Genomic DNA, 13,204 nt, shown 5'->3' on the forward strand with positions numbered 1-13,204 from the left:
ACCCTGTGACCGGCACCGGTACGATCGCCGTCCACGGCGACGACGGGTTGAACCCCGGCGCGGCGGTGTCGCCGCCGATCGTGCAGAGCGCCACCTTCAGCGCCGAGTCGGACGAGCAGTTCGCCGCCCTCGCCACCGAGACGCGGGGCCACGGCTTCTACACCCGCTACGGCAACCCGAACCACGCGCAGGTCGCCGCCGTGGTCGCCGAGCTGGAGGGCGTGCAGGCGGGCATGGTCACCGCCTCCGGCATGGGCGCGATCAGCACGATCGCCCTGGCCCTGCTCTCCGCCGGGGACCACGTCGTCGTGCAGCGCAGCACGTACGGCGGCACGACGTCCCTGGTCACCGGTCTGCTGGCCCGGTTCGGGGTGGCCTTCACCCAGGTGGACCAGACCGACACCGAGGCGTTCGCGCGGGCGCTGCGCCCGCAGACCCGGCTGGTCCTCGTGGAGACCCCGAGCAACCCCCTGCTCGAACTGACCGACCTGGCGGCGGTCATCGAGCTGGCGCACGCCAACGACGCGCTGGTGGCCGTCGACAACACCTTCGCCACCCCGGTCAACCAGCGGCCGGCGGACTTCGGCGCCGACCTGGTGTGGCACAGCGGGACGAAGTACCTCGGCGGGCACTCCGACCTCTCCGCGGGGGTGATCGTCGGCTCCGCCGACCTGGTCGACCGGGTCTGGCAGACCGCCATCGTCACCGGCAGCACGCTCGGCCCGATCGACGCCTGGCTGCTGCTGCGCGGCATCCGCACGCTGTCGCTGCGCGTGGAGCGGCACAACGCCAACGCGCTGGCCCTGGCCCGGGCGGTCGAGGGCCACCCGGCCGTGCGGCGGGTGCGCTACCCGGGGCTGCCGACGCATCCCCAGCACGAGCTGGCCGGGCGGCAGATGACGGGCTTCGGCGGCGTGCTCGGTGTGGAGTTGCGCGACGGGCGGGCGGCGGCGCTGCTCGACGGGCTCCGCCTGGCCAAGCGGGCGGCCAGCCTGGGCAGCGTCAGCACCCTCGTGGTGCACCCGCGCTCGATGTGGGCCGGGATCGTGGACGCCGAGCAGTTGGCCGCCGCCGGCATCGCCGAGGGCCTCGTGCGGGTCTCCACCGGCATCGAGGACACCGCGGACCTCGTCGCCGACTTCCTGGCGGCCCTCGACGCGGCGGACCGGCTGCGGTAGCGCGCGCCCGGCCGCCGTGGCGCGCCGGCCGGGGTGGCGCGCGGCGTGCGGGCGCGGTCCAGCCGGGGCGGCCCCGGCCGGCCGCGTCGCTCAGCGGTCCGGGCTGCCGGCCGGCGCCATCACGCGCAGCGCGTTGGCGTCCAGGCCGATGCGGATGGGCGTACGGCCGCACAGCTCGCCGTCGACCTCGACGCGCGCCGGCCGGTCGGTCTCCAGCCACAACTCACCGACGGCGAGGAACGGCTCGTCGCCGACGGAGCGCCGGTGCCCGGTCGCCGCGTTGCGGGCGGTGTCGCGCACCAGGCCACGCCGGTCCGCGCCGCCGACCGGGTACGCGACCAGCAGCCGGTCGTCGGCGTCGGCGTCGGCGGCGATCGGGCGCCCGGCGTGGAAGCCGCCGTTGGCCACGTACACCTGGTGGGTGACGAACTCGTGCCGGGCGTCCCCGGCGCGCACGGTGACGCGCAGCGCGCGGTGCCGGGCCAGCAGCGCCAGGGCGGTGAGCGGGTACGCCAGCCGCCCGATGACCCGCTTCAGGCGCGGCGGCGTGCGGAGCATGATGTCGGCGGAGAGGCCGACGCCGACGTGGTTGGTGAACCGCATGTCGCCGGCGAGGCCGAGGTCGACGTCGATCACCGTGCCGTCGGCCAGCACGTCGACGGCACGGTCGAGTTCCAGCGGCACGCCGACGGTGCGCGCGAAGTTGTTGGTGGTGCCCAGCGGCAGCAGGCCGAGCGCCATGTCGCGGTGGGCGAGCAGCCGCGCGGCGGTGCTGAGGGTGCCGTCCCCGCCGCCGGCCACCAGCAGGTCCGGCCCGAGGTCGACGGCCGCGGCGAGGGCGCGTTCGAGCTGGCCGGGCTGCTCGACGGGGTGGTCGCCGAGCAGGTGGAAGCCGGCCGCCGTCAACCGCGCCCGGGCCTGCTCGTGCAGTTGGCGGCCCCGGCGGGAGTGGGCGTTGACGACGAGGGCGGCCCGCCGGTCCCGCCGGATGGCCGCGCCCAGTTCCTGCTTCGTCCGCATGGGCCCCGACCCTATCGGCATCCCGGGCGCCGACACGACGCCAGCAACTGCCGGCGGACCGTCGACGTGGGGCACCCGGGCGGGCCGGTGGACCGTGCCCGCCGGTGGGGCCGGCGCCGGTCGACGGCCTGACCACACGTGGTCGTCGGGGTGGTTGGCCGGGGGCGGGGTCGTACAGTCGCACCGGGCGGCCGAGCGGATCGGGGTGGCAGGTGGAGCTGGCGCGCGCGACCAACCGGGGCGTCCGGATGCGCAACCGGTCCGCCCTGCTGTCCAAGGTCCTCCTGGACGGCCCGCTCACCCGGCAGGACCTGGTCCGCGGCACCGGGTTGAGCCAGCCGGCGGTGAGCAACGTGGTCGGCGACCTGATCGACGAGGGGCTCGTCGTCGAGGCGGGCGCCGTCGGGTCCGACGGCGGCCGGCCCGGCATGATGCTGCGGGTCGCGCCGCGCTTCGCGTTCGTCGTCGGGGTGGACGTCGGGGAGACCCGGGTCCGGGTGGAGCTGTTCGACTTCGCCATGACCCCGCTCGCCGGCGTCGCGTACCCGCTCGCGTCGCGGCGGACGGAACCGGCGGAGGTGGCCGGGCACGTGCTGGCCGGGATCGACGCGGTCACCGCCCGGGCCGGGGTGGCCGCCGACGAGGTGCTCGGCGCCGGCATCGGCGTGTCCGGGGTGGTCGAGCAGGGCCGGGAGGCCGTGGTGCACGCCCAGTCGCTCGGCTGGGACCGGGTGCCGCTGGAGCGGCTGATCGCGGCGGGCACCGACCTGCCGCTGCACATCGACAACGGGGCCAAGACGCTCGGGCAGGCGGAGATGTGGTTCGGCGCCGGCCGGGGGGCCCGGCACGCCGTCTTCGCGCTGGTCGGTTCCGGGGTCGGCGCCGCGGTGGTGACCGACGGGGTGACGTACCGGGGCGCCTCCAGCAGCGCGGGGGAGTGGGGGCACACCACCCTGCTCTACGGCGGGCGGCCCTGCCGCTGCGGGGCCCGCGGCTGCCTGGAGGCGTACGTCGGCGCGTCGGCCGTCCTCGACCGTTACCGGGAGGCCCGGGGTGGTCGCCCGGTCCCGGGCGGGGACGAGGAGTCCCAGCTGGCGGCCCTCATCGACGCCGCCGACGACTCGGCCGCCGCCCGGCGCGTGCTGACCGAGACGGCGGAGTACCTCGGCGCCGGGGTGGCCAACCTGATCAACCTGTTCAATCCGGAACGGGTCGTGCTCGGGGGCTGGGCGGGCATGGCCCTGGGCGACCTGCTGCCGGCCGTCCGGGAGGCCGCCGGCCGCCAGGCGCTGCGCCAGCCGTACGAGCAGGCCTCGATCGAGCTGGGTCTGCTGGGTGTCGACGCGGTGGCGCTCGGCGCGGCGACGCTCCCGATCGCCCGGCTGCTCACGGCCGGCGGCCTCCGGCCGGTGGACCGGCGGGTCGCCGGGCGGGCGGAGCCTCCCGGTCGACGACCGGCGTCGGGGACGCCGTGACGGCCGCGCGCGGTGCCCGGTGACCAGGGCCGGTGCCGCCGGGATGGGCCACATCACTTCACTTCATAAAACATTGCAGGTTCTGCAAGATCGCTTGTAGTGTCCTCGCGTGACTTCTGCCGGCACTGAGCCCACTCCCGGACGGCGCGACCGCAAGAAGCGCCGGACCCGGGCCGCGCTGACCGAGGCGGCGCTGCGCCTGGTGGCCGAGCGCGGGCTGGCCCAGGTGACGGTGGAGGAGATCAGCGAGGCGGCCGACGTCTCCCCGCGTACGTTCTTCAACTACTTCGCCTGCAAGGACGACGCCCTGGTAGGTGACCAGGCGGGCGACGCCGCCCGCCTGGTGGCCCGGCTGGCCGCCGTGCCGCCCGAGGTGCCCGTGCTGACCGCGCTGCGCACCGCCCTCGACGACGTCATCGACGAGGTGCGCGCCGAACGCGAGCTGTGGTGCCTGCGGATGGACGTGGTGGCGCGCAACCCCGCGCTGTTGCCGCGCCTGGTGGCCGGCAACGCCGAGACGGAGCGGGCCATCGTCGAGGTCGTCGCGGCGCGGGTCGGCGTCGACCCCGACCACGGCTACCCCGCGCTGGTCACCGCCGTGACGGGCGCCGTGCTGCGCATCGCGATGACCCGCTGGGCCGCCCACCCCGACCGGCCGGATCTGGCCGACCTCGTCGACGAGGCCTTCGCCGCCCTCGCCGCGGGGCTGCCGCAACCCGATCGGCCCTGACCCGCCCGCAAGCCCCTTCCGGGAAGGTGCCCGGGAGGCCGTGAAACCCGTACCCGGTAAGGAAGTCCGATGACCGCCACCGTGCCCGCCGAGACCACCAAGGTCGGCGCCGGCCGCATGTCCCGCCGCGAGGTGCTCCAGGCACTCTCCGGCCTGATGGTCGGCATGTTCGTGTCGATCCTCGCCTCCACGGTCGTGGCGAACGCGCTGCCGCGCATCATCGCCGACCTCAACGGCACCCAGACCGTCTACACCTGGATCGTCACCACCGAACTGCTGGCCATGACGGCGACCGTGCCGCTGTGGGGCAAGATGGCCGACCTCTACAGCAAGAAGCTGCTGATCCAGCTCTCCCTCGGCCTCTTCGTGATCGGCTCGCTGATCGCCGGCCTGACCCCGAACGTCGAGGTGCTGCTGGCCAGCCGGGTCGTGCAGGGCATCGGCGCCGGCGGCATGACCGCCCTGGCCACCATCGTGATGGCGGCCATGATCCCGCCCCGCGAGCTGGGCCGCTACGCCGGCATCTTCGGTGCCGTGTTCGGCGTCGGCACCATCGCCGGCCCGCTGATCGGCGGCGTGCTGGTGGACACCTCCTGGCTCGGCTGGCGCTGGTGCTTCCTGATCGGCGTCCCGTTCTCGCTGCTCTCGATCGTCCTGCTCCAGCGCACCCTGCACCTGCCGGTGACCCGCCGCAAGGTGAAGATCGACTGGCTCGGCGCGCTGCTCATCACCTCCGGGGTCTCCACCGTGCTGGTCTGGTCGTCGCTGGCCGGCAACAAGTTCGCCTGGGCCTCGGGCTGGACGGCGCTCATGGTCGGCGGCGGCCTCGCCCTGCTGGCGCTGGCCGTCTGGGTGGAGTCGCGCGCGGCGGAGCCGATCGTGCCGCTGGAGATCTTCCGCAACCGGACGGTCTCGCTGACCACCGTCGCCAGCATCCTGGTCGGCGTGGCGATGTTCGGCGGCACCGTGTTCCTGTCCCAGTACTTCCAGCTCTCGCTGGGCAAGTCGCCGACGGTGGCGGGGCTGATGAGCCTGCCGATGATCCTGGGCCTGCTGGTCTCGTCGACGGTGGCCGGCCAGCTCATCACCAAGTACGGCCGCTGGAAGCGTTACCTGGTGACCGGTGCCGCCGTGATGGTCGTCGGCATGCTGCTGCTGGCCACCATCGACGCCGGGACCAGCGTCGTGCTGCTCAGCGTCTACATGGCGGTGCTCGGCATCGGCGTCGGCATGCTCATGCAGAACCTGGTGCTCGCGGCGCAGAACGACGTGCCGGCGCACGAGTTGGGCGCGGCCACCTCCGTGCTGACCTTCTTCCGCAGCATGGGCGGCACGATCGGCGTCAGCGCGCTCGGCGCGGTGCTGGCGAACCGGGTCGCCACGCTGAGCGCGGAGAAGCTCGGCCCGCTGGCCGGCGGCGCCCCGGGCGGGGAGGGCTCCACCGAGGTGCCCGACCTGTCCGCTCTGCCCGAGCCGGTGCTGAGGATCATCCAGGACGTGTACGGGACCGCCACCGGCGAGCTGTTCCTCGTGGCCACCCCCTTCGCGGTGCTGGCCCTGCTGGTGGTGCTGTTCATCCGGGAGAAGCCGCTGCACACCCTCAGTGGTGATGAGCGGCGGGCCCGGGAGGAGGCGGCCGCCGCCGTACCCGGCGCGCACTGAGCCACCCGATCGGGGGCGGTCCGGCCGCGCCGGGCCGCCCCCACCCCTGCCCGCCCGTCGATCCGTTCCCCGCCCCGCCGACCGCTGTCAGGCCGGCGGTGATGCCGGCGCGGGGACCGCCGGCGGCCGGCGGTCCGGCGCGGCGAGCGGCACCGGCCGGCGTACGGGCGGCCAGGCCGCCGGGATGCGCTCCAGCACCCCGCCGGCGAAGACGTCGCGCAGGCCGAGCGGCTTGAGGTGGACGTACCCGATGTGGCAGTCGCAGACCGCGTTGCCGCACGGCCGAGGCCGCAGGGCCGCCCGCCACGACCCGTCGTAGAGGTTGCCGATCGGCTCGTCGATGAAGTGGCAGCGGCGCACCGTGCCGTCGCCGCGCACCGAGATCGCCGTCTCGCCCGCGTGGCACGGCCGGTCGAGCGACACGTGCGGGCGCACGCTGTAGCCGAACAGCGGATCCAGCTCCGTCCACGTCGCCTCCTCGGCGGCGTCGTAGCGCCGGCCCTCGGCGGCGTTGACCCACAGGTAGACCTCGGCGGGCAGGGCGGCCCGCAGCGCCCGCGCCTCGGCGAGGTGCTCCGGCAGGCCGACCACCCCCACCGAGTAGCGCACGCCCAGCTCGGTCAGCCGGGCGCACCGGCTCAGGAAGCGGTCCCGGTCGACCTGGCCGGGGTGGTAGGTGCTCCACAGGGCGACGGCGCGCGGGTCCGCGTCGGCCAGCCAGTCCACCCGGGCGGCGAGGTTCGTCTGGATGACCACCCGCTCGACGTGCGGCAGGTGCGACAGCGACACCATCGCGTCGCGGTACCAGCTGCGGGTCAGCCCCTCGCCCCACGGGGTGAACAGCACTGACAGCCGTACGTCGACGGTGGCCGCCACCCAGCCGGCGAACCGGGCGAGCGCCGCCCGGTCGGCGCGCAGCAGCTCCGGCGGGTCCCGCCGCTTGGCGAACGGGCAGTACGGGCAGTCGTAGTTGCAGCTCGCCAGGGGCCCCCGGTAGAGGATCGCGAGGTTCACCTCGGCACGTACCCGGTCATCGCGTCGCGGACCCGGGCCGAGGTCAGCCACGGGCCGATCGCGTCGGAGCGGGCCAGCCCGGCCGGCGTCAGCCGCAGCCCGCCGTCGCCGGCCCACCCCCGCTCGACTAGCCGGCCCAGCTCGGGGAAGTCGTCGCTTGGAAGCGCGCCGAAACGGGCCCGGTAGGCCGCCGCGTCGACCCCCTCGGCGCGCAGCAGCGACTTGAGCAGCCACCGGCGGCGCTGCTCCGCGCCGTCGAGGGCGAACCCGAACTCGGCGAAGCGGAAGTCGTCGGCCGGGCGGGCCAGGTAGTCGTCGAGCACCGCGCGGACCTGCGACACCCCGACCGCGTAGTCGAACGAGTAGTGCAGGGACGTGGTGTAGGAGCGGGCGCCGCAGCCCAGGCCCACCATACCGTCGTCCTGGCAGCAGTAGTCCGGCCCGTCGGGGGCGGGCGCGTCGGCCCGGCGGAACTGGCGCATCGACTCCTGCCGGTAGCCGGCCGCGCCGAGCGTCGCCACGGCCTGCTCGTAGAGGGCGAGGCGCTGGGCGTCCCAGTCCGCCCGGGCGTGCGCCCGCCGCCCGAGCCCGGTCAACGGGCGCACGTACAGCGGGTAGAGGTACAGCTCCTCCGGGCGCCACGCCAGGGCCGCGTCGAGGCTCTGCCGCCAGGTGTCGGCGCTCTGCCCGTCGATGCCGTAGATCAGGTCGATGTTGAGCACGGGGATGCGGGCGTCGCGGATCGCGGCCAGGGCCGCCTCCACCTCCGCGCGCCGCTGCGGGCGGCCGGCGGCCCGGGCCTCGGCGTCGAGGAAGCTCTGCACGCCGATGCTCACCCGGGTGGTGCCGTGCGCGGCGAGCACCGCGAGCCGCTCCGGCGTCGCGGTCGCCGGCGACGTCTCCGCCGACAGCGGTACGCCCGGCAGCCGGGCCCCCATCGCGGTGGCGACGGCGAACAGCTCGGTCAGCTCGTCGGCGGTCAGGTAGGTGGGGGTGCCACCGCCGAGCGCCGCGCGGGCGTAGCCGGCGTCGTCGCCCAGCGCGTCGGCGACCCGGCCGGCCTGCCGGCGAAGCTGCCGCAGGTACGCCGTCACCTGCTCGGCGGGCGCGTTGGCGCGGGTGAACAGGTTGCAGAACCCGCAGCGCATCTCGCAGAACGGCAGGTGCACGTAGAGGAAGAGCGCCTCGCGCGCCTCGGCCCGCCACACGTCCGACAGCAGCGGGCGCGGGCGCAGCGGCCGGTAGGAGGTCTTGTGCGGGTACGCGTACAGGTACTGCTGGTACGGCGAGCCGTCGAGGCCCGTGTCGGTGCTGGTCACCATTCCCCCGGTCGCAGGACGAAGTGGGCGTACGGGACCGTCCACACCACGTCGTGGCCGATCCGGTGGCCGGTGTGGCCGTCCTCGCCGTACGCGGTGCCGTGGTCGGAGCAGACGATCGCGAACACCGGCCGGCCCCGCCCGGTGAGCAGGGCGAAGAGCCGGTCGATCCGGCCGTCGACGTACTCCAGGGCGGCGGCGTGGCTGGCCAGGTCGTCGACCTGCGCGCCGGGCAGGTGGTGCCGGTTGGGCTGGTGCAGGGCGGCGACGTTGAGGAACGTGAACAGCGGCTGTCGCGCCGGCACGCGCGGCAGCACCTCGGCCAGCCGGTCGAGTTGGGCGTCCAGGCAGGTGGGGGAGGTGACCCCGAAGCCGGGCTCCCAGTGCGCCTCGGCGAACAGGCCCGGCAGCACCGCCCCGAGCGGGCTGCGCCGGTTGAAGAACCCGACGCCGCCCAGGCAGAGCGTGTGGTAGCCGACGCCGGCGAGCGCCGTGGGCAGGTCGGGGGCGTCGAACACCCAGGTGTCGGCGCCGGCCGTCTCGCTCCCGGGGAACGCCGCCGCGTACAGCCGCTCGTGCCGGCCCGGGGTGACCGGGGTGGGCAGGAAACCGGCGAAGAACGCGTGGTGCGCGGCGTAGGTGAAGCTGGCGGGGGAGTGCCGGCGCTCCCACCGCCCGCCGGGCAGGGCCCGCGCCAGGTGCGGCGTGCGCCCGCGCGCGGCCAGGTCGGCGGCGACGTCGTGGCGCAGCGTGTCGAGGGTGAGCAGGAGCAGGTCGTGGCTGCCGATCAGACTGCGCACGCGAACACCTCCCGCCCGGCCGCGCCGACGTGCGTCGGCTCCCGCCCCGAGGCCGACCGCCAGCGCGTCCACCGGCCGTCGGTCAGGGCGCGCACCTGCTCGGCGTACGTGTCCCGGCCGTCGGTGAGCACCCCCGGCAGCAGGTCGCCGAAGGCGTTGACCTCGGCCACCGCGTGGCGCCGCCAGCCGAGCAGGAACATCAGGTCGATGCCGACCTGGAGGGTGCGGGGGAAACACCCGGCCACCCGCTCGCACGTCTCCATCGCCGCCGCCCACGCCGCGGGCCCGGCCGCCGCGCGCAGCTCGGCGAGGTCCCCGCGCGCGTTGCCCAGATGCAGGTTGGTCAGCGGCCCCCGGGCGGCGCGCACGACGGCGTGGGTGGGCCGCCCCGCGACCGTCACCACCCGCAGGTCGACCACCCGGTCGCCGAGCCCCGCCTTGGGCAGCCACCGCTCCACGTGCAGGCCGTCGGCGGCGATCCGGTCGACGATGGCGGCGACCTCGGCCTCGTCGGTGTATCGGCGCGGGCGCAGCGAGTTGAACAGCCCGTCCGGGGTCGCCTCGATCGTGGTGACCGCCTGCACCCGCCCGCTGGCCACGGCCAGCGCGACGACCCCGGCGGCCGACGAGCCGTGTGCGGGCTTGACGAACACGCGGCTCCAGCGGGCCGCCGCCATCGCCGACCGCAGCTGCGCCCACCCGTGCACCGGGGGCAGCGCGGCCGGCACCGGCACCCCGGCGGCCGACAGCCGGGCGTGGCAGCGCCGCTTGTCGCACAGCACCGCGACGTCCGCCGGATCGTTGAGCAGTTCCGCGCCGCCGGCGGCGACCCGGTCCAGGCCCCGCAGCAGCCCGGCGTACGTGTCGGCCAGGCCGATCAGCTCGCCGTGCCGCGCCGGCGAGGCGGACCGGCGCAGCAGCCGGTCCACCTCGGCGTCCTCCCCGGGCGAGTCGACCCGCACCACCGCGCCGGCCTCGGGCGGCGCCGCGCCGGTCAGCACGTCGGCCCACGGCAGCACCTGCGGCCGGGGCAGGCCGGCGGCGAGGACCGCCCGGGTGAACAGGTCGACCCGGCGGTTGCCGGGGTTGCCGACGACGGTCAGGCGCATGTCATTCCGACACCGCCGTGTAGCGGTAGCTCTCGCCGTCGTACTCGTCGGCCTCCTGCGGGTCGGACACGTCCACCGCGACGCCCGGCAGCGCGGCGACCAGCGACGCGGCGGTCTCCTCCGCCAGGTAGTGGTGGGACAGGTCCAGCTCCGCCAGGTGGGTCAGCGGCTGCCCGGCCAGGAGGGCCGCCGCGCCCTCGTCGCCGAGCGTGCCCATCGACAGGTCCAGCCGTTGCAGCCGGGGCACCACCGGCGCCGACGCCAGGGCCCGGGCGAGGTCGTCGGCGATCTCCGAGTTGCACAGGCCGAGCCGGCGCAGTTGCGGGAACCGTTCCCCGGCCAGCAGCGGGGCTAGGTCGGTGACCTGCGCGTCGCCGCCGTAGTCGGAGGTGCCGAGCCACAGCTCCAGGTCGGTCAGCGCCGGCAGGTCGGAGTCGAGCACCGCGCCGACGAACGCCCGGGGCAGCCCGCCGCTCTCCACCGCCAGCTCGCGCAGCCGCGCGTGCCGTACGGGGGAGAAGCTGAAGTCGGCGCCGCCGCGCACCCGCAGCACCTCCAGCGCCGGGTACGCCGTCAGCAGCTCGCTGACGTCGCCCACCTTCATCCAGGAGACCTCGCACTCCTCGACGGTGATGTCACCGAGGAAGAGCGCCCGCAGGGCGGGCAGGCGGGGTGCTGCCGCGCAGAGCTGCGCGATCGGGGCCGGGTTGAACGCCGCGTAGCCCCAGGGGCCGACGACCAGGGACTGCACGCGGGCGCCGGCCTGCGCGACGAACCGGTCGAAGGCCGCCCGGAACGGCTCCGAGAGCGCGTCGTCGGTGCGTTGGTCCCACCCGGGGTCGGAGAGCCGCCAGGACACCGGGGCGTCGACCGCCGGCAGCGGCCCGTCGAGGGGTACGTCGACGACCGGGCGACCGGCGAACCGCTCGGCGTGCGAGAAGAAGGTCACCGGCGATCACTCCCCGACGGCGGTGTAGCGGTAGGGGGTGCCGTCGTACTCCTCGGCGGTCTGCGCGTCGGACAGGTCGACCTGCACGCCCGGCAGCGCGGCGGCCACCGACGCGGCCATCTCCTCCGACAGGTAGTGGTGGTGCAGGTCGAGCCGCGTCAGGTGGGTCAGCGGCTGGCCGGCAAGCAGCGCCTTCGCGCCCTCGTCGGTCAACGTGCCCCTCGACAGGTCGAGCGCCTCCAGCCGGGGCACGACCGGCGCGGCGGCGACCGCCGCCGCGACCGCGTCGGCGATCTCGGCGTTGCAGGCCGCGAGGTAGCGCAGGGCGGGCAGGCCGGCTCCGGAGAGCACGCCGGCCAGGTCCTCGACGCCCGCGTCGCCGCCGTAGTCCCTCCTGCCGAGCCACAGGTCCAGCCGGTGCAGGGCCGGCAGCTCACACGCGCCGACGGCACGGACCACCCCGGCCGGCAGCCCGCCGGACTCGAAGCGCAGCTCCCGCAGCCCGGTGTGGCGGACCGGCTCCAGCCGCAGGCCCTGCGCCCCGCGCACCCAGAGCACCCCCAGCGACGGGTACGCCGCGAGCAGCGGGGTGATGTCGCCGTGGGTGAGCCAGGAGATCTCGCACTGCTCGTAGGTCAGGTCGGCGAGGAAGACCGCCCGCAGCCCGGTCCACTCCCCGGCGGCCTCGACCAGCGTCTCGACCGGCAGTGGCCGCTCGTAGGCCTCGCCCCACTCGCCGATCACCAGGGCGCGTACGGCGTCGGGCGGCACCTGCTCCCGCAGCGCCCGCACGAGACCGGCGAACTCCTCGGGCTCCGCGTCGTGCTCCTCGACCTCCAACCGCCAGGCGACCGCCGAGGGATCGTCGGGAAGGCTCATCCCCGGTGTGAAGGGCACTACCGGTAATCCGACGAACGACGACACGTGGGAGCTGATCACGCCTACCTCCGGTCCGACTGGTGCAGCGGCGGCGCGACGGTAACAGGTCCGGCCGACAGGATGATCAGTGAGCCGGCCGGCGGGTGACGCGGACGCCGGCCGGGACCGGACGGCGGTCGCCGGGAGTCGCCCGGGTTCCCGGCGCGGACCGGCGGTCGGTCACAGCCCGAAGAAGTCCAGGTAGGCGTCGATCTGGTGGGCGAGCATCGGCTCGCCCGGATGCGCCCGCAGCCCCCGGGCGCGCGCCTCGGCCAGCAGGAGCGTCTCGGCCGGCGTCATGATGATGTCGGCGACCACCGCGTGCGCCGGCAGGTCGGCCACCGCGAACGGCGGCGGGTCGTCGGGGCACAGCCCCAGGGGCGTGGCGTTGACCGCGAGGTCGGCGTCGGCCAGTCGCGGTCGCGCCGTCGCGCCGACCCGGCCGGGGTACGCGGCGGACAGCCGCCGCCGCAGCGTCTCCAGCCGGTCCGGGTCGGTGTCGCTGAGGTACAGGTGGGCCACGCCGGCGTCGAGCAGGGCCACCGCGATGGCGCTGCCTGCCCCGCCCGCGCCCACCACGCACGCCCGGCGGCCCCGGGGAGGGTGCCCGGCCCCGGCCAGCCCGCGGACGAACCCGTCGCCGTCGAAGGTGTCGGCGGTCCACGTCCCGTCGGGTTCGCGCCGCAGCGCGTTGGCGCTGCCCGCGAGGCGGGCGCGGTCGCTGGCGCGGTCGGCGAGGTCGAGCGCGGCGGCCTTGTGCGGCACGGTGACCAGCATCCCGTCCAGGTTGGCCACCCGTTGCAACCCCCGCACCACCTGGGTGAGGTCGGCCGGCGCCGCGTGGACCGGGACGAGCACCGCGTCGGTGCCGCGCCGGGCCAGCACCGGGTTGAGCAGCCCGGGGGCGCGTACCTGGGCGATCGGGTCGCCGAGCAGCGCGTACACCCTCGTGGCGCCGCCTATCTCGGTCATCAGGGCGTCTCCGCGGGGCAGGGGTCGTCCGGCGCGGCCGGAGGGGGCGGTGCCGACC

At 75.6% G+C, this 13,204-nt stretch carries 12 protein-coding genes; 4 read left to right on the top strand and 8 right to left on the bottom strand.

Annotated elements, in window-relative coordinates; all coding sequences use genetic code 11:
- Positions 1–5: 5 nt before the first annotated feature.
- Positions 6–1,178: a trans-sulfuration enzyme family protein gene (locus AC5L34_RS25935; protein WP_494827365.1), complete on the top strand. Its 1,173-nt coding sequence runs from the start codon at positions 6–8 to the stop codon at positions 1,176–1,178.
- A 90-nt stretch (positions 1,179–1,268) separates the two neighbouring features.
- Here AC5L34_RS25935 and AC5L34_RS25940 read toward each other — a convergent pair whose 3' ends face one another.
- On the bottom strand, positions 1,269–2,198 hold the full coding sequence (locus tag AC5L34_RS25940; protein WP_441177723.1) for a diacylglycerol/lipid kinase family protein: 930 nt from the start codon (positions 2,196–2,198) through the stop codon (positions 1,269–1,271).
- Between the two features lie 212 nt (positions 2,199–2,410).
- Here AC5L34_RS25940 and AC5L34_RS25945 point away from each other — a divergent pair, with 212 nt between their 5' ends.
- From AC5L34_RS25945 to AC5L34_RS25955, 3 genes are all read left to right on the top strand, one after another.
- The gene (locus AC5L34_RS25945; protein WP_441177724.1) at positions 2,411–3,673 is read left to right on the top strand and encodes an ROK family transcriptional regulator; all 1,263 of its coding nucleotides are present in this window, start codon (positions 2,411–2,413) and stop codon (positions 3,671–3,673) included.
- Between the two features lie 109 nt (positions 3,674–3,782).
- The gene (locus AC5L34_RS25950) at positions 3,783–4,403 is read left to right on the top strand and encodes an acyl-CoA-like ligand-binding transcription factor (protein ID WP_441177725.1); all 621 of its coding nucleotides are present in this window, start codon (positions 3,783–3,785) and stop codon (positions 4,401–4,403) included.
- Positions 4,404–4,472: 69 nt separating this feature from the next.
- Positions 4,473–6,065: an MDR family MFS transporter gene (locus AC5L34_RS25955; protein ID WP_441177726.1), complete on the top strand. Its 1,593-nt coding sequence runs from the start codon at positions 4,473–4,475 to the stop codon at positions 6,063–6,065.
- A gap of 87 nt (positions 6,066–6,152) precedes the next feature.
- Here AC5L34_RS25955 and AC5L34_RS25960 read toward each other — a convergent pair whose 3' ends face one another.
- The 7 genes from AC5L34_RS25960 to AC5L34_RS25990 all read right to left on the bottom strand — a co-directional run bounded on the left by AC5L34_RS25960 (position 6,153) and on the right by AC5L34_RS25990 (position 13,146).
- Positions 6,153–7,079, bottom strand: coding sequence for an STM4011 family radical SAM protein (locus AC5L34_RS25960; protein ID WP_494827368.1), 927 nt, complete (start codon positions 7,077–7,079; stop codon positions 6,153–6,155).
- Positions 7,076–8,398: an STM4012 family radical SAM protein gene (locus AC5L34_RS25965; RefSeq protein ID WP_494827370.1), complete on the bottom strand. Its 1,323-nt coding sequence runs from the start codon at positions 8,396–8,398 to the stop codon at positions 7,076–7,078. Before AC5L34_RS25965 ends, AC5L34_RS25960 begins: the two co-directional genes overlap by 4 nt.
- A complete protein-coding gene (locus tag AC5L34_RS25970) occupies positions 8,395–9,198 on the bottom strand; it encodes an STM4013/SEN3800 family hydrolase (RefSeq protein WP_441177729.1) in 804 nt (267 codons plus the stop codon). Before AC5L34_RS25970 ends, AC5L34_RS25965 begins: the two co-directional genes overlap by 4 nt.
- Positions 9,186–10,307, bottom strand: coding sequence for an STM4014 family protein (locus AC5L34_RS25975; protein WP_441177730.1), 1,122 nt, complete (start codon positions 10,305–10,307; stop codon positions 9,186–9,188). Before AC5L34_RS25975 ends, AC5L34_RS25970 begins: the two co-directional genes overlap by 13 nt.
- A 1-nt stretch (position 10,308) precedes the next feature.
- A complete protein-coding gene (locus tag AC5L34_RS25980) occupies positions 10,309–11,256 on the bottom strand; it encodes an STM4015 family protein (RefSeq protein WP_441177731.1) in 948 nt (315 codons plus the stop codon).
- 6 nt (positions 11,257–11,262) lie between these two features.
- Positions 11,263–12,135 (bottom strand): STM4015 family protein, encoded by an 873-nt coding sequence (locus tag AC5L34_RS25985; protein ID WP_494827373.1) that lies wholly within the window; start codon positions 12,133–12,135, stop codon positions 11,263–11,265.
- A 219-nt stretch (positions 12,136–12,354) separates the two neighbouring features.
- Positions 12,355–13,146 carry a shikimate dehydrogenase family protein gene (locus tag AC5L34_RS25990; protein ID WP_441177733.1) on the bottom strand — a complete coding sequence of 264 codons (792 nt, stop codon included), beginning with the start codon at positions 13,144–13,146 and terminating at the stop codon, positions 12,355–12,357.
- Positions 13,147–13,204: the final 58 nt, after the last annotated feature.

The sequence above is a fragment of the Micromonospora sp. ZG13 genome (assembly GCF_059359355.1).

Excerpts from the sequence above, each read along its gene's own strand:
- AC5L34_RS25940 (WP_441177723.1), bottom strand. The coding sequence starts at position 2,198 with ATGCGGACGAAGCAGGAACTGGGCGCGGCCATCCGGCGGGACCGGCGG.
- AC5L34_RS25955 (WP_441177726.1), top strand. The coding sequence starts at position 4,473 with ATGACCGCCACCGTGCCCGCCGAGACCACCAAGGTCGGCGCCGGCCGC.
- AC5L34_RS25975 (WP_441177730.1), bottom strand. The coding sequence starts at position 10,307 with ATGCGCCTGACCGTCGTCGGCAACCCCGGCAACCGCCGGGTCGACCTG.
- AC5L34_RS25985 (WP_494827373.1), bottom strand. The coding sequence starts at position 12,135 with ATGAGCCTTCCCGACGATCCCTCGGCGGTCGCCTGGCGGTTGGAGGTC.
- AC5L34_RS25990 (WP_441177733.1), bottom strand. The coding sequence starts at position 13,146 with ATGACCGAGATAGGCGGCGCCACGAGGGTGTACGCGCTGCTCGGCGAC.